Below are 18,010 nucleotides of genomic sequence, written 5' to 3'. Positions count from 1 at the left end.
CAATCGTGCCAATGTTGACGTGCGGTTTTGTACGCTCAAACTTTTCCTTTGCCATTCCTCAGGCGCCCTTTTGCGTTTTGGGGACCTTTGGTCCCGTAGGTTACATCTGCGCGCGCGAGATATTTGGTTCAAAGGCGAAAATCAAGCACATCCTGCGGGAAATCGACGGTTACGCCGGATTTTGCGTAACCTCGGAGGATTCGAGCGGCTGGATCAAGTCAGGGCGTCTTTTGAACCACCCGTTTTCAAGATGTTCTTCGGCCAGCCATTCCTCGACGCGGTCCGCAACCTTCAGGGCCAGACCGTTCATCTGTTCTTCACGTGAGCGGGAATGGCCGGACCCGGCAAAAACGCTTTCGCCGGTTGTGTCCTCAAGCACCTGGAACTGCTTGCCCTTGGCCACGAACTCTTCCTTGCCGACGTCATAGACATTCACCAGAACAATTGCCGTGCTTTTGGGATTGTAGATCACAGGGATCCCCGGAGGTGCCAGCATATAACCTTCGAGGCTGATGCCGATGTCGTATTCCTGCGCGCCCTCATAACGCCCCAGGCGCACATCCACCGCGTTTTGAATCGCGGCGGTCCACTCATCGGGCGTTGCATCGCGCGAGACAGGCCCCTGTACCGCGTTGTCTGCAAAGGCATAGTTCACACGCAAGTTGAACTCGCCCAATTCTTCGGGGTCTTCATAAAGCTGCGTCTGAGCGCAGGCACCCAAAAGGGCCAGTCCGGTCATCAGGGTCAGAATGCGTCGCATGATCATGTCTCGATAGGCCTGTTTTTATTGGGTTTACCCTACCGATACGGCCTGTGCCAAGCCGTATCAGCAGAAAACCACCACTCAGGGGCTGCGCTCACGAAAATTTATAATCGCGTGGGAACCCATAGGGCGGCTTTTTGCCAACGCTGGCGCGTTTGGCCAGCCATTGGGACATATCCGCCTCGTGCCGCGTCTTATCGCCGCCCATCGACCATCTAAGGCCGTCTTCCCAGTTGAATGTGGTGATGTCGGACAAGCCGCCATCCAATTCCAGTGTACCCTGACGCCCGCGTGCCATGTTGTACTTTTGCAGGCGCACCCCTTTGCCGCGTGTCATCTCGGGCAGGTCTTCGGTCGGGAAGACCAGGAACTTGCCGTTCTGAGACACCACCGCCACGTGATCACCGACAACCGGTTTACAGATCATAGCGGTCTCGTCTTCCTTGACGTTCAGCACCTGCTTGCCGTTCCGCGTTTGCGCCAGCACGTCATCTTCGGGCACCATGAAGCCATTGCCTGCATCCGAGGCCACCAGCAGCTTGCGGCCCGGTTTGTGGATCAGGATGTCGATGATCTGCGCCTCATTGGGCAAGTCGACCATCAGGCGCAGCGGCTCACCCATGCCGCGCCCGCCCGGCAGATTGGCGGCGCTGACCGTGTAGAAACGGCCATTGGACGCAAAGACCAGCAAGCGGTCAGTGGTTTCCGCGTGGAAGATAAAGCGTGGCCCGTCGCCATCCTTGAACTTCAGCTCGCGGGTCAGATCGATATGGCCGGTCATGGCGCGGATCCAGCCCATCTGCGAACAGACCACTGTGATCGGCTCTTTGTCGATCATCGCCTCCAGCGGAACCTCTTCAACCTGACCGGCTTCGGCAAATTGGGTGCGGCGTGCGCCGCCTTCATAATCTTTGCCAAAGGTCTTCTTGGTCTCTTTCAACTGCTCGGCGATCTTGGCCCATTGCAGGGTCGAATCGGCCAGCAGATCCTCCAGATTGGCGCGCTCTTCCATCAATTCGTCGCGTTCACGCACCAGCTCCATCTCTTCCAGACGGCGCAAGCTGCGCAGGCGCATGTTGAGGATGGCGTCGACCTGAACCTCGGACAGTTCGCCTTCGCCCGGTTTGGGCGAGACATAGTCGGATTCGTCCGTGGCGCGCACGTGGTCGATGCCCCAATCCTCGCGCATCAGCGCGGCTTTGGGGTCGTCGTCATAGCGGATGATGTCGATCACACGATCAAGGTTGAGGAAGGCGACGATAAAGCCCTCCAAGACCTCTAATCGGTGATCAATCTTGCCCAGACGGTGACGCGAGCGGCGCAGCAGCACCTCTTGCCGGTGGTCGAGGAAAGCGCGCAGCACTTCCTTCATCGAGCAGACCTTGGGCGTGACCCCGTCGATCAGCACGTTCATGTTCAGGCTGAACCGCACCTCAAGGTCCGAGTTGCGATAGAGCATGCCCATCAACACTTCGGGATCCACGTTCTTGGAGCGTGGTTCCAGAATCAAACGGATGTCATCGGCGGATTCGTCGCGCACATCGGCGAGGATCGGGATCTTCTTGGTCTGGATCAGTTCTGCGATCTTTTCGATCAGCTTGGATTTCTGAACCTGATAGGGGATCTCGGTGACAACGATCTGCCACTGGCCACGCCCCAGATCCTCAACTTCGAACTTGCAGCGCAGGCGGAACGAACCGCGCCCGGTGCGGTAAGCCTGCGCGATATTCTCGGGCGGTTCGACAATGACGCCACCGGTCGGGAAATCGGGTCCGGGCACATAGTTCAGCAGCGTGTCGTCGCGCGCATCCGGGGTTTTGATCAGATGCAGGCAAGCGTCGCACAGCTCTGAAATATTATGCGGTGGGATATTGGTCGCCATCCCCACGGCGATGCCGCTGGCGCCATTGGCCAGCAGATTGGGAAATTGCGCGGGCAGCACGACCGGTTCGGTCAGGGTACCATCGTAATTGTCGCGGAAATCAACAGCGTCTTCGTTCAGCCCCTCAAGCAGCGCCTCGGCTACGATTGTCATTCGCGCCTCGGTGTATCGCGAGGCCGCCGGGTTATCACCGTCGATATTGCCGAAATTCCCTTGCCCGTCGACCAGCGGATAGCGCACGTTGAAATCCTGCGCCAAACGCGCCATCGCGTCGTAAATTGCGGCATCACCATGTGGGTGATAGTTGCCCATCACGTCGCCTGAAATCTTGGCGGACTTACGGAAACCCCCCGTCGCGCTGAGTCGCAATTCGCGCATCGCATAGAGGATTCGCCGGTGAACTGGCTTCAACCCGTCCCGCGCATCCGGCAGGGCGCGGTGCATGATGGTGGACAGCGCATAGGTCAGATACCGCTCACCTATGGCGCGGCGCAGCGGTTCGGCTACTTCGCCCCCGTTCTCAGGGGCCTCCATGTTGGGGTCGTCGATCGTGTCGTTCATACATGATGTGGTACAACGCAAGCGCGCGCGGGTAAAGCAATCGCGGCATTTTTTGCTGGGGACAAGTCGGGCTTTTTGCAACAGGGGGAGCCAACCCTCGGATTTCCCCCATTTTTCGACAGAAACCCGCTTCTATGATATCATCTTTGCATTAGATGCTGCCTGTTTAATCTGCTGTCGATTGCCTGGGGGAAGCGCCATGCCGCGCCTTATTCTGTTGACCTTTGCCGCTTTGGCTTGGTGTTTCTATGTCATGAGCGATGGCCCGAATTTCGAGCCGCGCAGCAAAGCTGTGGTGGCCCCCGAACGCGTTGCCGAAACGCCCGCCCCGAAACCTGCGCCAAAACCCGTACGCCAACCGCAGGCCGAACAATTGGTGACCAATGTTGCTGCCCGCACGGCCCCGCTGCGCCAGACAGCGGAACCTGTGGTCATTTTCGAAGCGGATGAAACTGATCAAGCGACTGCAGAAAGCGCGTCGTTGCCACAGCTTTCCGGTTTCGCCACTCCAAACGCGAACCTCACGCTCGCATCTCTGGAAGAGGGCGCCGCTGGACTGCGCGAGCGTGCGCAGCCGTCTGATACAATCGTGGAAGACACACCGGTGACGGCAGAACCGGTCAAAGACTGGCGCGAAGTCACGGGCACGCGCGTGAACATGCGGGACGGACCCGGAACGATCTATCCGGTGATCACCAAATTGTCGATCGGACAGAAGGCCGAAGTTTTGGGCGACTCGGGTACGGGATGGTTGCGCGTCCGCGTGTTGCCGCAGCAACAGATCGGATGGGTTTCTTCTTCGCTTTTGGGTAAAACCTCGAATTAACACCGTCGGTCATTGCCCCCACCCTACCCCGGCAATAGCTTTGGGGCGGATCAAGGTTCGGACAGGCAATGCAAAAATCCATACTTATTACCGGCTGCTCCTCGGGGATCGGCTTGGACGCGGCTCATGGAATGCGCGCGCGAGGTTGGCACGTCTTCGCGTCATGCAGACAGCAACGGGATTGCGACCGCATGCGCGCGCAGGGCTTTGACAGCCCGCGTATTGACTATACCGACACAACCAGCATGACCGAAGGACTGGCCCAGGTGCTTGAGGCCACAGGCGGCACCTTGGACGCCTTGTTCAACAACGGCGCACACGGCTTGCCCGGCGCTCTTGAAGATGTACCGACAGACGGCCTTCGCCAGATATTCGAAGCCAATGTGTTCGGATGGCACGAACTGACCCGGCAGGTCATCCCGGTCATGCGCGCGCAGGGGCACGGGCGAATCGTGCAGAACTCATCCGTGCTGGGTCTGGTGGCCTTTCCCTGGCGCGGGGCTTATGTGGCTACGAAATACGCCATTGAAGGGTTGTCAGACACGCTGCGGTTGGAGCTGGGTGATACCGACATCAAGGTCATTCTGATCGAACCCGGCCCCATCACCTCAAAAATCCGCGAAAACTCGATCCCGATGTTTGAACGGTTTGTCGATTGGAAAAGCTCGGCCATCCGCGACCGGTATGAGCGCAAACTGCTGAACCGGCTGTATGAATCCTCGGGGCCGGACCGGTTCGAACTGCCCGCCTCGGCGGTGACCAAAAAGTTGGCTCACGCGGTGGAATCCAAGCGCCCCCGACCGCGCTACTATGTGACCACCCCTACCTATATCGCCGGGTATTTGCGCCGAATGCTGCCGACGCGGGCCATTGATCGCATCCTGTCCGACATCTGAGGCGAAATTACCCGTTCGCTTTTTGACCGAGCAAGGCTAGATGATGAGCAAAGAAACAGAATGTGGACGGGACTGATATGGACCTCTTGATGGTCGTACTCTTGCTGGCGATGGCTGCCGTGGTTGTTGTGTTGGTGATCGGTATCGCCAATTTCGGCAAGGCAGGCAAAAACGCTGCGGTCAAAAGCAACAAGATGATGCAGCTTCGCATCCTGTTTCAGTTCATTGCCGTGGTGCTGATCCTGCTCTACGTCTACCTGCGCGGAACAGGAGGGTAAGCGGTGGTTGTTCTCAACAAAATCTACACGCGCACCGGCGACGATGGCAAAACGGCTCTGGGCAATGGCGAACGGGTTGCCAAGTATTCGGGCCGTGTGGCCGCCTATGGTACCGTGGATGAGTTGAACTCATTCGTTGGCGTGGCCCGGACAGAGGCCGAGGGCGAAACCGATGCGGCGCTGGCCCGCATTCAGAATGATCTCTTTGATCTGGGCGCTGATTTCTGCCGCCCGGATATGGAAAAGGATGCCGAGGCCGATTACCCGCCGCTTCGCATCGCGCCTGCTCAGATTGACCGGCTTGAGGCCGAGATTGACGCGATGAACGCGGATCTTGAGCCGTTGCGCAGTTTTATCCTGCCCGGAGGGTCGCGTCTGGCAGCCCATTTGCATGTCTGCCGCACTGTGTCTCGCCGCGCCGAACGTCTGGCGGTTGAACTGACCAATATGGAGCCGGTGAACGAAGTGGCGGTGAAATACTTGAACCGGCTGAGCGACTGGTTTTTCGTGGCAGCGCGCTGCGCGAACAACGATGGCAAAGACGACGTTCTATGGGTTCCGGGCGCAAACCGCTGACACCCGCGATGGCGGCATGCGTCGAAGACGCCTATACCGTATTCAAGCGGCCCAAACCCACAGCTTTGGAAGTCTGCGAACAGTGTTGCATGTATCCCGAGATCGAGGCCGATTTCTTTATCCCAGATATTCGCGCGCTTCCGCTGCACTACGTCAATGACTGGTTCTTCGCGGCCTCTGATCCGCAAGTTTCACTTGCCCTGTCGCGCTATCTGTTGCCACGCGTGATGGAGCTTTTGGCTCAAGGACACGAGGTTGCAAACGTTGGCATTGAAGTTAGCTTGACGCGCTTTGCCACCGGTTTGCCCGACCGCTGGACACCGCCGGAAGTCGATGTAATCACTCGGTTCACTCTGCTGTTTCTGGACAGTCACAAGCCGGGTGGGCGCAATGCGCAAGACTGCTATCTGGATGACATCCTGTGTATGTTCGCCAGCGCTGGCCACGACCCCGACCCGATGCTGCGACACCTTTGGCAATGGGACGATGCCAATCTGTTCGGCCGTCTGGCCCAAGACTGGAATATCTCGGGCGGGTTTCCAAGCATTTGGTCAACCGCCTTCTGGCCCGAAAATGAATGGAGCCTGCCCGGTCAGGCCGACCGCGCCAGGCAGGTCGCAGAGTGGTATCGCAGCCCCGAGATGATGGAACGCGCCGAACAGGCGATGGCGCGCGCCTCGTTAGATAGAGATCTCAACCGTCATGCAACCTGGGTTCTGGATGCTCTGACCATCTGTTGAGCCCCTACCATCAGGCGGGCGCCCTGCCCGCTGTTCGTCGGGTTTTTCTGAAAGAACACATGGAACGCGACGTCTCGTGATGAAAACGTGACGATTTTGCCCTGTCTTCGCACTGCGTGAAGCGCTATTCAGTCCAGCGAGAGCATTGGTGGAGTCGCGACGCGGCTTGCCGTTTTTGTAAGGAGTATACGCAAAAATGAAGGTACTTGTGCCTGTCAAGCGCGTGATCGACTACAACGTGAAGGTTCGCGTCAAAGCGGACGGAAGCGGTGTTGATCTCGCCAATGTCAAAATGTCGATGAACCCGTTCGACGAAATTGCCGTCGAAGAGGCGATCCGCCTGAAAGAAGCAGGCAAGGCCGACGAAGTTGTTGCTGTTTCGATCGGTGTAAAGCAGGCGCAGGAAACCCTGCGTACCGCATTGGCCATGGGTGCTGACCGTGCGATTCTGGTCGTGGCTGCTGATGACGTACACGCCGATATCGAACCTCTGGCCGTCGCAAAGATCCTGGCCAAAGTGGTCGAGGAAGAGCAGCCGGGCATTGTTCTGGCGGGCAAACAGGCGATCGACAATGACATGAACGCCACCGGCCAGATGCTGTCGGCCCTGCTGGGTTGGAGCCAGGCGACTTTTGCATCTGAGGTGGATATCGAAGGCGATAGCGCCAAGATCACCCGCGAGGTTGATGGCGGTTTGCAGACCATCAGCGTCAAGATGCCGACCATCGTGACCGTTGATCTACGCCTGAACGAGCCGCGCTATGCGTCGCTGCCCAACATCATGAAGGCCAAGAAAAAGCCGCTGGATGAGAAAACCGCCGCCGATTACGGCGTCGACGTCACCCCGCGTCTGGAAGTGGTCAAAACCGAAGAGCCGCCAGCGCGCGCCGCTGGTATCATCGTGGGCTCTGTCGACGAGCTGGTCGAGAAACTCAAAGAAGCGGGGGCTGTGTAATGGCTGTACTTCTGCTTGCCGAAGTCAACAATGGTGAACTGGCGCTGGACGCCACAGCCAAGGCTGTCAACGCTGCAAAAGCTCTGGGTGATGTGACCGTTCTGGCCGCAGGTGGCTCGGCCGCCGCTGCCGGTGAGGCCGCTGCCAAGATCGACGGTGTGGCCAAGGTGTTGGTGGCCGAAGATGCATCGCTGGGTCATCGCCTGGCGGAATCGACCGCTGCTTTGATCGTGTCGCTGGCCGACGGTTACGAGCATATCGTGGCCCCTGCGACCACAGACGCCAAGAACGTGATGCCGCGCGTGGCAGCCCTGCTGGACGTGATGGTGATCTCGGATGCATCCGGCGTGGTGGACGGGTCGACCTTTGAGCGTCCGATCTATGCGGGCAACGCGATCCAGACGGTGAAGTCGAACGACGCCAAGAAAGTTGTCACCTTGCGGACTGCAAGCTTTGACGCGGCTGGCGAAGGCGGCTCTGCCCCGGTTGAGACCGTTTCGGTTCCCGGCTCCGAAGGCCTGTCCGAATGGGTTGAAGACAAAGTGGCCGAAAGCGACCGCCCCGAGCTGACCTCGGCCGGTGTTGTTGTGTCCGGTGGACGTGGTGTCGGCTCGGAAGAGGATTTCGCGCTGATCGAAAAACTGGCTGACAAGCTGGGCGCTGCCGTAGGTGCGTCCCGCGCGGCGGTCGACTCGGGCTATGCCCCGAACGACTGGCAGGTGGGTCAGACCGGTAAGGTTGTTGCCCCGGACCTCTATGTAGCCGTCGGTATCTCGGGTGCGATCCAGCACTTGGCCGGTATGAAAGACAGCAAGGTCATCGTCGCGATCAATAAGGACGAAGAGGCACCGATCTTCCAGGTTGCCGATTTCGGATTGGTTGCCGACCTGTTTGCTGCCGTACCCGAACTTACCGAAAAACTGGGTTAAGCCTAAGCCCCTGATTTTGGGAAAGGCCCGTCTTTGACGGGCCTTTTTTCATTCCTGACTGTTGATTGACCAAGTCAATGCCTCGGCAATATGCCGATGAGCTGCCGGGCCCAGCATGTGTTCCGCTATCGGTTGTTGCAACGTACCAAACAGCATGTCTTCCAACTCATCGGATTCGCCTGACACCTGTACGGGAACAGTAACGATATCTTTGCTACGATGCTTTAGCGCCTGCACCATGGACGTTTTGATCGGTGCGCAGTCAAATGCACCGCGATTGATCTGTAACCACAGCAGAATGGTCGGAGTCTCTATCTGGTCAAGAAATTGGTTCATGCTCTGCAGCCATTGCTGCTGCAGTTCTTGCCTAATTTTCTCGAAACGGGCCTCAGAAACCGACCGCAATCGCTGTAGCAGATGCTGAACGAAATGCACCTCTGTGAAATCCACTTCGGGAAATAGCGCAACCAGCTCAGCCGTTGGCGCGAGAAACCGGTCGTTTCGACGGACATGTACGCGGTAGAACCTGTTTGACTGGCTGACCGCCGAGGGCAGCTGAACAACGCAAAGATCAGCACCATTGGCCAGATCGATCAGACCGCTATCATGGACCATCGCGTCGATCCCGCAAAACAGACTGCCGAAATTCACGCATCGCTGCGTGAGCCGGTCTTCGAGTACTGCCGGAAACGGCGCCTCAACAAATCGGCCAAATGTTTCGTCGCCCCCGATGCACGCAATGTATCCTTGCTCCAAAGGCTGTTTTGGCCCACGAAACGCAAGACCTGAGGTGCCGTACCGGCACACAACATCCGTGGGACCGTCCACGCTGATAGCTTGGTAGCTCATATCACTCACCCATTTTTCACCCGGTCGCCATCTTGCAGCCCCAAGTCTTTAGAAACCGCTAACGCGCGCAATTTACGCAGCTTAGAGTGGCCTCAGCCCCTTGCCGCCCGGACGGAACTGCCGATAATGTCCGGCATATTCAGCGAGCAGAGGCTTAAGCCATGGAAATCAAATCTGTAGGAGTGATCGGCGCCGGTCAGATGGGCAACGGAATTGCGCATGTGTTGGCTCTGGCAGACTATGATGTATTGCTGAATGACATCAGCCAAGATGCGTTGAATGCCGCAATTTCGACGATCGAGGCAAACCTGTCGCGCCAGGCGTCGCGTGGAAAGATCACCGAAGAGGCGGTTTCTGGGGCGTTGAAGCGAATCAGAACCACCCTGAACCTGCCAGACCTGGGGCAAACCGATCTGGTGATCGAGGCCGCCACCGAAAGGGAAACGGTCAAACAGGCGATTTTCGAAGATCTGCAACCACATCTGCAGCCGCATACGATTCTGACGTCTAACACCTCGTCGATCTCGATCACCCGGCTGGCCAGCCGCACGGATCGGCCGGAAAAGTTCATGGGCTTCCACTTTATGAACCCGGTGCCGGTGATGCAGCTGGTGGAATTGATCCGCGGGATTGCAACGGATGAAGAAACGTTTTCGGCCTGTAAAACCGTCGTGGACAAGCTGGGCAAAACCGCGGCCAGTGCCGAGGATTTCCCTGCGTTTATTGTTAACCGCATCCTGATGCCGATGATCAACGAGGCGGTTTATACGCTCTATGAAGGTGTGGGCAGCGTTCAGTCCATTGACCAGTCTATGAAACTGGGGGCCAACCATCCGATGGGGCCGTTGGAACTGGCGGATTTCATCGGGCTGGACACCTGCCTTGCGATCATGAATGTGCTGCATGACGGGCTGGCCGACACCAAATATCGACCCTGTCCGCTGCTTACGAAATATGTCGAAGCCGGATGGCTGGGACGTAAGACGCAACGGGGTTTCTATGACTACCGAGGCGACGTACCTGTCCCCACGCGGTGAACGAAACAGCACCTTCAGGAGGTTTGCGCGACCTGAAGTAGCGGATCAATCCTTGCCAGCTTTGCCCAAAGACAAAGTGTGATTTCTGAGCCAGCCCATAAAGCCGCGCGGGTCACGCTCGAGCAATTCCATATCCTGATCGGAAATCGGGTCGCCGATGACCGGGGATTGAGACTTGTTGCAGGACCGAACGATCTCGTGCAGCAGCAATCCCTGACGCAGGATCGGTGAAAGCCGATTGGCGATCTGATACCAGCGCGAGTTGCTTCCCGGAAAGAAAATGGGCACTACGCGTGCGCCCGAACGGCGGATCATTTTCGCTGTGAACACATTCCATTCCCGCTCGATAGCAGGGCCGAACCAGTCGTCGGACGACATCACCACACCGGACGGGAACAGAGCTACAACACCGCCCTCTTTCAGATGGTCCATTGCTTTGCCGCGCATCTCAAGCATTTTGGCCTGCGCCTCGGGGTCGTGGGGAAACGGGACCGGAATCATGAACGACGTCGCAGCTTCATCCAGGCCGGTCAGGACCGAGCGTGTCAGGATGCGATAGTCGCTGCGGACCCTGCCGATCAACTCGGCCAAGATCATCCCGTCAACCATGCCATGCGGGTGGTTGGCGACAACCACCACCGGGCCCTCTTTCGGAATGCGCGCAATCTGCTCCTGTGGGGTGGTCAGATCGATCCCCATGGTGTTGAGCGCGCCACCCCAGAATTTCTGGCCGCGGTAGTGTTCGTTGCTTTTTTCGAACTTGTTGACCATGCGCAAAATGGTCAGCTTGCCAGTACACCATTCGATGGCGCGAATGGCCGTCGCCGTCCAAGCGTCATCAAAGGAATTTGCGTAGGTCAGCGTTCTACGGTCATAGACTTCGCCCACTTCCGCAGTTTGATCCACGACGGGTGCCGTCTTGCTATGGTGCGTGGTTTCCGCCAATTCCTGGTCTTCCCATCCCTCAGTTTGGCAGCGAAATTTCTGCTTCAGAACCCTTCACCAAACTTGTCGTTCACCAAAGTCTCTAACGCGTCTGCCAACGCCTCAGCATCCGGTCCGGACGTCTCGACGTCAATAGTCGTTCCGCGCGATGCTGCCAACATCAAAAGGCCCATTATACTGTCTCCAGACGCAGAAAGGCCGTCTTTCGACACCTCGGCATTGGCATCGAACCCTTCTACCACTTCGACCAATTTTGCTGATGCGCGGGCGTGCAGGCCCTTTTCATTTATTATTTTCAGTCTTTTAGTCGTCATTAAAGTCAGTCCAAATCACTCTAACGTCACATTTTGCGCATTTATATATTTGCGTCCAGCTTCCAATGCGCCCCGCACCGCATCAGCCAGCGGCAGGTGGCGGCTTTTGGCCAATTTGATCAGCATGGGGAGATTCGCACCATATAGGATGCGTCGATCCTGCGGGGCGCAGGCGCGCAAGCTCAGATTCGATGGGCTGCCGCCAAAAAGATCAGTGACGACGACGACCCCGTCACCAGCATCTACCGCGTCGGCCGCGCGACAGATTTCGGCTTGTTTTTCCTCACGGTCATGGTCCGCCTCGATCGAGATGGCGACCAGCCCGGGCTGTTTACCCACCACATGCTGAGTGGCTGCCAGATATTCCTTTGCCAACCCACCATGCGCAACAATTACGATCCCGATCAATCCGGCCTCACATTCAACGATCGACGCTCCATTTCGCGATGCCTTATTGACACCTGCTGACCCGCTTCTGCAAGGGTCTTTGCGACAGCTTCGGCGACGGCAACCGAGCGGTGTTGCCCACCGGTGCATCCAAAAGCTACGGACAAATGCGCCTTGCCTTCGGCCCGAAAGGCAGGAAGCAAAACGATCAGCAGGTCAACGACCCGGTCAAAGAACGCGTCATAGTTTCCATCTGACTGAACATAGGCTGCAACATCTGCATTTCGACCATCCTCGGCGCGCAATTCCGGTCGCCAGTAAGGATTGGCCAGAAACCGGCAGTCAAACACCATGTCGAGCCCGCGCGGCAACCCGCGTTTATACGAGAAAGACTCGACTGACACAGCCAAGTGTCGACCTCCTTGGGGCGCGAACCACAGCTCAACCTCTTCGCGTAGCTGGTGAACGTTCAGCGCGCTGGTGTCGATCAAACTGTCGGCGATTTCCCGGATCGGCAACAGCAGTTCCCTTTCCTGCTGAATCCCTGTTTCGGGGCTTGCACCTTGGGCAAAGGGATGGCGGCGGCGGGTTTCCGAATATCTCCGCAACAGGACATCGTCATTGCAATCCAGATACAACACGGTCAGGTCGACCTGCGCCATGCGGCCAAGCTTGGCGGCCAACTCAATGAACCCAATGGTCGAAAAATCCCGATTGCGCGCGTCGATGCCCAACGCCATCGGGCCTGAGGGGTCGGCGCCGTCCAACAAACGGGTCAAAAGCCCCATGGGCAGGTTGTCGATCGCCTCAAAGCCGAGATCTTCAAGCACATGAATAGCCGTGGAGCGCCCGGCCCCGGACGGGCCGGTAACCAACACGATACGCTGCTGTGTTGTCACTTGCTCGGCCATTGCGGTTCCACACGCCCTTTCTTTGCCAATTGCATGAGTGCTGCCGGCAAATTGGGCAAGCCGTGCGCGCGAAGCAAGGGAACAGATTGCCCCAGCACAGAAACTTGAACAGGATCGGGCAGGCGCGCGGGCTCTGTTTGATCAAGGTCGATGACATAGGTGATCGGCACAGCCTCGGACGCTACAGCCTGCAATAACCCGATTCCCCGCGCCTCGATCAGGCCGCGTAATCGTGTCGGGGCCACCGCCATCACGGTATCAGCTTGCAGCCAAAGATCAACGCGATCATCCGCAACCAACTGCGCGCCCAGTGCCATCATCTGCAGCGCAAGCGTAGATTTGCCCGAACCGGACGCACCAACCAGCAACAGCCCCTTACCGCCCACAGAAACACAAGTTGCGTGTATACAGGCCTGATCCAGACCTGCTGTTTCGGATAGGGTCGTGACCGTCATGCGTTAGATGGGAAGACCCACCACGAACCGGGCCCCCAATGGGTCCGAGGTGACGTCGGCTTCGGTTGGGCGAATGTTTTCAGCCCAGATCACGCCGCCATGGGCCTCGACGATCTGTTTCGAAATCGCCAGCCCGAGGCCTGAATTGTTCCCAAAATGCTCTTCCGGGCGTTGCGAATAGAACCGTTTGAATACCTTGGTGAGCGCCTGATCGGGGATCCCCGGACCAGTATCCTCGACAACCACAAGAACCCGGTTGTCGCGCTGGCGCACCCAGACACGGATGGCATCATTTTCGGTGCAGAAGGAAATCGCGTTGGTGATCAGGTTTACAAAAACCTGTGCCAGACGTGCCTCAAGCCCGTTGATGACAATCGGACCTTTCGGCATGTCGGTTATATAGTCGATCCCCTTCGAGCGCGCGTCTTCACCCAGGAACTGACCGATATTATTCAGCAGGTTGAGTAGATCAAAGGGCTGTTCAGCTTCTTTGACAAGTTCGGCATCCAGACGCGACGCATTCGAAATGTCACTGACAAGCCGGTCAAGGCGACGCACGTCATGTTCGATCACACCCAGCAGTTTTTCGCGCTGATCATCGCGTTTGACCATGCGCAGCGTACCCACCGCCGATTGCAAACTGGCCAGAGGGTTCTTGATCTCATGCGCGACGTCAGCGGCGAACTGTTCGTTGGCGTCGATCCTGTTGTAAAGCGCGCCAACCATTCCGCGCAGCGCGCGGCTGAGCCGTCCGATCTCATCGGGTCGCGCGCCGAGATCGGGAATGCGGATCCGTCCCGGGTTCACCCCTGATCCGCGGTCTTTCCCCATTTCGGCGGCCGCCGCCAGATCAGCCAGCGGATTGGCGATGGTCGAGGCCAGGATCAGGCTAAGACCAATCGAGACCAACAGAGCCACTACGAACATCTGCAAGATACGCTCTTGCTGCTGGCGCGCCAGCGCGTCGATCTCACCCGCAGGACCGGCCATGGCAACCGCGCCAACCGGAACCGCATCAAGGTTGATAGGGGCTGCGGCGACGATCACGGTCTCTCCGTGTTCGTCTTTGACGGCCTGCACCTGAATCTCGCCATTCAAAGCGCCGGGTACAATCTGCTGCACCTGTTGCGCCAGAGTCGGCGCCGAATCGGCATCGTAATTACTGAAAATCGCGGACACACCCCGCCAGACGGCGGTCAGCGCGTCACTGATCAGGGTGCGCGCGCTCCCAGCATCGCTGTCCGAGCGCATGAGAACGGGCAAATCGATATCTACCGAAGCGCCGCGCGTCCATCCGACCAGAGTACCGGTGCTGTCATACACAAAGACCTCACCCCCTTCGGGCAGGGTCAAACCTGACAGCGTGTCGCGCACGTCCAATGCGGTTGCTTCACCATTGCTTGTGCGACCCGGTTGACGCAGCTGCGTTTCAAACACGTTGCTCACAAGTTGGGCGTCGCCAATCAGGTTGCTGGCGGTTTGTTGCACTCTTTCCGTTCGAGAGTCGTCAAGATAAAGCAACCCACCAACCAAGATCACAAGCGCGATCAGGTTGAGCGTGATAATCCGGCGTGCAAGTGGCGAACTGCGCAGCGAAAACAAATTCCGCCGCGAACGTTTCTCGCGCAGTTCAGAAAAATCGGGATCCTGGGGAATGACCCAATCATCCCCAAGAACGACATCGCCGTCCTGCAGTTCTTGTTCCCTATCCGTATCACGCACGAAGATCAGTTATCCCACCAAGATCCGCAGATCTTATTCTTCATTATATCGATACCCGATACCGTACAGCGTTTCGATGGCTGAAAACTCTGGATCAGCCGCACGCATCTTCTTACGCAGGCGCTTGATGTGGCTATCGATGGTGCGGTCGTCGACATAGACTTGATCATCATAGGCCACATCCATCAGTTGATCGCGGCTTTTGACGAATCCCGGTCGTTGTGCCAGCGCCTGCAGCAGAAGAAACTCGGTCACGGTCAACGAAACATCGTTGCCTTTCCAACTGACAGCGTGGCGCAGCGGATCCATGCGCAGTTCGCCCCGCTCCATCACCTTGGTATCGCCGGTGGTGGTACCTGCCGCATCCCCATCCGTTGCTTCCTGACGGCGCAACAAAGCGCGAATACGTTCAACCAGCAGACGCTGTGAGAACGGCTTCTTGACATAATCGTCGGCGCCCATCCGCAGACCCAAAACCTCGTCGATCTCATCGTCTTTGGAGGTCAGGAAAATCACCGGCATCTGGGTTTTCTGGCGCAGTCGCTGCAACAGATCCATACCGTCCATGCGGGGCATCTTGATATCCAGAACCGCCATATCGGGCAGCTTCTTGTTGAACGCATCAAGCGCCGCTTGACCGTCATTATAGGTTTCGACCTCAAAGCCTTCCGCTTCGAGCGTCATGGAAACAGACGTCAGGATGTTCCTATCGTCGTCCACCAGTGCAATTTTTGACATCGGGTTTGCCCCTGTTCCTGCTCAATCACGCAATAATGCGCTTATTGTACGCATTTCTGGCGTTTTTAAGGCCGCGAATCAATCCGTATCTGAGAATCGTGCGTTTGTTGTCACACAGATGCGGCAAAAAAGCCTTAACCGGGCCCAGAAACACCTTCGATTTTCCGACAGGAAAAATTGGTTGCGCTAAACCTGAACTTGGTTGCGCTAACTACACCAAACCCTTCTGTTCATGCCCTAAAATGCCATGGTAAGACCCGCTCACCCGCCGGGTATTCCCGGCAAAATACCCAATGTGCGTAGCCGGCAAACACGCCCGGGGCGCCGCCATAGGAGAAGAGTGACATGACATCTGGACGGGTTAACCCGCAATTCCGGCTCGAAGATCAAGGCATCGAGGGTCTGGGCAATGTCTATTACAACTTCATGGAACCGGCGCTGATCGAAGAAGCCCTGAAACGCGATGAAGGCACGCTTGGCCAGGGTGGTGCGTTTCTTGTGACCACTGGCAAATTCACCGGTCGGTCACCTAAAGACAAGCATGTGGTCAAGACCGACAGCGTTGCAGACAGCATCTGGTGGGAAAATAACGCGGCCATGAGCCCGGAAGGATTTGATGCCCTGCATCAGGATATGCTCGCGCACATGAAAGGCCGCGACTATTTCGTTCAGGATCTCGTTGGTGGTGCTGACCCGACCTATTCGATCAATGTGCGTATGGTCACCGAACTGGCCTGGCACAATCTGTTTATCCGACACCTGCTGCGCCGTCCGGATCGTGAAGATCTGGATGATTTCGTCGCAGATTTCACCATCATCAACTGCCCCAGCTTTCAGGCAGACCCCAAGAAACACGATTGCCAAAGCGAAACAGTGATCGCGCTGAACTTTGATCGCAAGCTGATCCTGATTGGCGGCACGGAATATGCGGGTGAGAACAAGAAATCCGTCTTTTCACTGCTCAACTTCATGCTGCCGGAGAAAGGCGTGATGCCGATGCACTGTTCGGCCAACCACGCGGTTGGCAATCCGGTGGATACGGCTGTTTTCTTTGGCCTGTCCGGCACCGGAAAGACGACTCTGTCAGCAGACCCCGCCCGCATTTTGATTGGCGATGACGAACATGGCTGGTCGGATCGTGGCACCTTCAACTTCGAAGGTGGCTGCTATGCCAAGACCATCAATCTGAGTGCCGAAGCCGAACCCGAGATCTATGCGACCACCAGCAAGTTCGGGACTGTGATCGAAAACATGGTCTTTGACCCAGAAACCAAGGAACTGGATTTCGATGACGACTCCCTGACAGCCAACATGCGCTGTGCCTACCCGCTGGAGTATATCTCTAACGCCTCGTCCAGCGCGCTTGGCGGGCATCCGAAAAACATCATCATGTTGACCTGTGATGCCTTTGGTGTGCTGCCGCCCATCGCGCGTCTGACCCCGGCGCAAGCGATGTATCACTTCCTGTCTGGTTTCACCTCCAAGGTGGCAGGCACCGAACGTGGCGTGACCGAGCCGCAGCCCACGTTCTCAACCTGTTTCGGTGCCCCCTTCATGCCGCGCCGTCCCGAAGCCTATGGCAATCTATTGCGCAACAAGATCGCTCAGCATGGCGCCACATGTTGGCTGGTAAATACCGGCTGGACCGGAGGCGCCTATGGAATTGGCAGCCGGATGCCGATCAAAGCCACCCGCGCCCTGTTGACGGCAGCACTTGAAGGATCGCTGCGGGATGCAGAATTCCGCAAAGATGCGAATTTCGGCTTTGATGTTCCGGTCTCGGTTCCCGGCGTCCCCGAGGTGCTTTTGGACCCGCGTCGCACATGGGACGATCAAGCTGCATTCGACAAACAGGCCGAAAAGCTGGTGCATATGTTTGCCGAAAACTTTGAGCAGTATGTCCCGTTCATCGACGAAGACATTAAGGCCGTCGCAATCGGCTAGTCGGTAAAGGGGCCTCTTGGCCCCTTTCCTTCTTTCCGGTGTGCAATATGTTTCCGCCGGACAACACAACCCATCACGTTGACGCGAACCGGTTCAGAACGCGTTGCGAGGCTGGTTGGCCATAGTCTAAGACTGAGACTATTGCAGCGACGGCACTAGGCGCGTATACGCCCGAGCCGTCGTTCAACTTTAGCTGGCCTTTGCGCGCTCACTCACACCTGCGCTAATGGCTGACCAGATTTTGTAATGGACAGGAAAATGGGGGTGAGTGTTGGTTTCGGCGTTTTGGTAACGCGCCGCTA

At 57.3% G+C, this 18,010-nt stretch carries 19 protein-coding genes; 9 read left to right on the top strand and 10 right to left on the bottom strand.

What is annotated here, in order from left to right; all coding sequences use genetic code 11:
* Positions 1-169 precede the first annotated feature (169 nt).
* Complete coding sequence (locus GOV38_RS20680) at positions 170-760, bottom strand: hypothetical protein (RefSeq protein WP_171102843.1); 591 nt, start codon at positions 758-760, stop codon at positions 170-172.
* Between the two features lie 97 nt (positions 761-857).
* Positions 858-3,206, bottom strand: a complete 2,349-nt coding sequence (gene parC, locus GOV38_RS20675) for a DNA topoisomerase IV subunit A (protein ID WP_171208794.1) — start codon at positions 3,204-3,206, stop codon at positions 858-860.
* Positions 3,207-3,405: 199 nt separating this feature from the next.
* Here parC and GOV38_RS20670 point away from each other — a divergent pair, with 199 nt between their 5' ends.
* The 7 genes from GOV38_RS20670 to GOV38_RS20640 all read left to right on the top strand — a co-directional run bounded on the left by GOV38_RS20670 (position 3,406) and on the right by GOV38_RS20640 (position 8,406).
* Positions 3,406-4,032 carry an SH3 domain-containing protein gene (locus GOV38_RS20670; RefSeq protein ID WP_254430544.1) on the top strand — a complete coding sequence of 209 codons (627 nt, stop codon included), beginning with the start codon at positions 3,406-3,408 and terminating at the stop codon, positions 4,030-4,032.
* 68 nt (positions 4,033-4,100) lie between these two features.
* Positions 4,101-4,928, top strand: a complete 828-nt coding sequence (locus GOV38_RS20665; protein ID WP_171102839.1) for an SDR family NAD(P)-dependent oxidoreductase — start codon at positions 4,101-4,103, stop codon at positions 4,926-4,928.
* A 77-nt stretch (positions 4,929-5,005) separates the two neighbouring features.
* Positions 5,006-5,206 carry a twin transmembrane helix small protein gene (locus tag GOV38_RS20660; protein WP_171208795.1) on the top strand — a complete coding sequence of 67 codons (201 nt, stop codon included), beginning with the start codon at positions 5,006-5,008 and terminating at the stop codon, positions 5,204-5,206.
* Between the two features lie 3 nt (positions 5,207-5,209).
* Positions 5,210-5,782 (top strand): cob(I)yrinic acid a,c-diamide adenosyltransferase, encoded by a 573-nt coding sequence (locus GOV38_RS20655; RefSeq protein WP_171130520.1) that lies wholly within the window; start codon positions 5,210-5,212, stop codon positions 5,780-5,782.
* On the top strand, positions 5,758-6,522 hold the full coding sequence (locus GOV38_RS20650) for a hypothetical protein (protein WP_171208796.1): 765 nt from the start codon (positions 5,758-5,760) through the stop codon (positions 6,520-6,522). Before GOV38_RS20655 ends, GOV38_RS20650 begins: the two co-directional genes overlap by 25 nt.
* Positions 6,523-6,718: 196 nt before the next feature.
* Positions 6,719-7,477 (top strand): electron transfer flavoprotein subunit beta/FixA family protein, encoded by a 759-nt coding sequence (locus GOV38_RS20645; protein ID WP_171208797.1) that lies wholly within the window; start codon positions 6,719-6,721, stop codon positions 7,475-7,477.
* On the top strand, positions 7,477-8,406 hold the full coding sequence (locus tag GOV38_RS20640; protein WP_171136767.1) for an electron transfer flavoprotein subunit alpha/FixB family protein: 930 nt from the start codon (positions 7,477-7,479) through the stop codon (positions 8,404-8,406). Before GOV38_RS20645 ends, GOV38_RS20640 begins: the two co-directional genes overlap by 1 nt.
* A 48-nt stretch (positions 8,407-8,454) precedes the next feature.
* Here GOV38_RS20640 and GOV38_RS20635 read toward each other — a convergent pair whose 3' ends face one another.
* The gene (locus GOV38_RS20635; RefSeq protein WP_254430545.1) at positions 8,455-9,255 is read right to left on the bottom strand and encodes a DUF6473 family protein; all 801 of its coding nucleotides are present in this window, start codon (positions 9,253-9,255) and stop codon (positions 8,455-8,457) included.
* 161 nt (positions 9,256-9,416) lie between these two features.
* On the opposite strand from GOV38_RS20635, the gene GOV38_RS20630 reads away from it, so the two are divergent.
* Positions 9,417-10,292 (top strand): 3-hydroxybutyryl-CoA dehydrogenase, encoded by an 876-nt coding sequence (locus GOV38_RS20630; RefSeq protein ID WP_171208798.1) that lies wholly within the window; start codon positions 9,417-9,419, stop codon positions 10,290-10,292.
* 45 nt (positions 10,293-10,337) lie between these two features.
* Here GOV38_RS20630 and GOV38_RS20625 read toward each other — a convergent pair whose 3' ends face one another.
* Genes GOV38_RS20625 through GOV38_RS20595 form a run of 7 tightly spaced genes read right to left on the bottom strand, consistent with a single transcriptional unit; the run spans position 10,338 to position 15,764 of the window.
* On the bottom strand, positions 10,338-11,237 hold the full coding sequence (locus GOV38_RS20625) for a lysophospholipid acyltransferase family protein (protein WP_171208799.1): 900 nt from the start codon (positions 11,235-11,237) through the stop codon (positions 10,338-10,340).
* Between the two features lie 44 nt (positions 11,238-11,281).
* Entirely contained in the window at positions 11,282-11,551 is a 270-nt protein-coding gene (locus GOV38_RS20620) for an HPr family phosphocarrier protein (RefSeq protein WP_171102823.1), read from the bottom strand.
* 15 nt (positions 11,552-11,566) lie between these two features.
* Positions 11,567-11,959: a PTS sugar transporter subunit IIA gene (locus GOV38_RS20615; RefSeq protein ID WP_171102821.1), complete on the bottom strand. Its 393-nt coding sequence runs from the start codon at positions 11,957-11,959 to the stop codon at positions 11,567-11,569.
* Positions 11,956-12,849 carry an RNase adapter RapZ gene (gene rapZ, locus GOV38_RS20610; protein WP_171208800.1) on the bottom strand — a complete coding sequence of 298 codons (894 nt, stop codon included), beginning with the start codon at positions 12,847-12,849 and terminating at the stop codon, positions 11,956-11,958. Before rapZ ends, GOV38_RS20615 begins: the two co-directional genes overlap by 4 nt.
* A complete protein-coding gene (locus tag GOV38_RS20605) occupies positions 12,834-13,304 on the bottom strand; it encodes an HPr kinase/phosphorylase (protein ID WP_171208801.1) in 471 nt (156 codons plus the stop codon). Before GOV38_RS20605 ends, rapZ begins: the two co-directional genes overlap by 16 nt.
* A gap of 3 nt (positions 13,305-13,307) precedes the next feature.
* Positions 13,308-15,026: a sensor histidine kinase gene (locus GOV38_RS20600; protein WP_171102814.1), complete on the bottom strand. Its 1,719-nt coding sequence runs from the start codon at positions 15,024-15,026 to the stop codon at positions 13,308-13,310.
* Between the two features lie 33 nt (positions 15,027-15,059).
* Entirely contained in the window at positions 15,060-15,764 is a 705-nt protein-coding gene (locus GOV38_RS20595) for a response regulator transcription factor (RefSeq protein WP_171102812.1), read from the bottom strand.
* A gap of 345 nt (positions 15,765-16,109) precedes the next feature.
* Between GOV38_RS20595 and GOV38_RS20590 the strand changes: the two genes are divergently transcribed.
* Complete coding sequence (locus GOV38_RS20590; RefSeq protein WP_171208802.1) at positions 16,110-17,708, top strand: phosphoenolpyruvate carboxykinase; 1,599 nt, start codon at positions 16,110-16,112, stop codon at positions 17,706-17,708.
* Positions 17,709-18,010: the final 302 nt, after the last annotated feature.

The sequence above is a fragment of the Ruegeria sp. HKCCA5839 genome, from assembly GCF_013035585.1.
Classification (GTDB): domain Bacteria; phylum Pseudomonadota; class Alphaproteobacteria; order Rhodobacterales; family Rhodobacteraceae; genus Ruegeria.
Note: the sequence above shows the minus strand (reverse complement) of the source record. Positions and strands in the feature narration are given on the sequence as shown.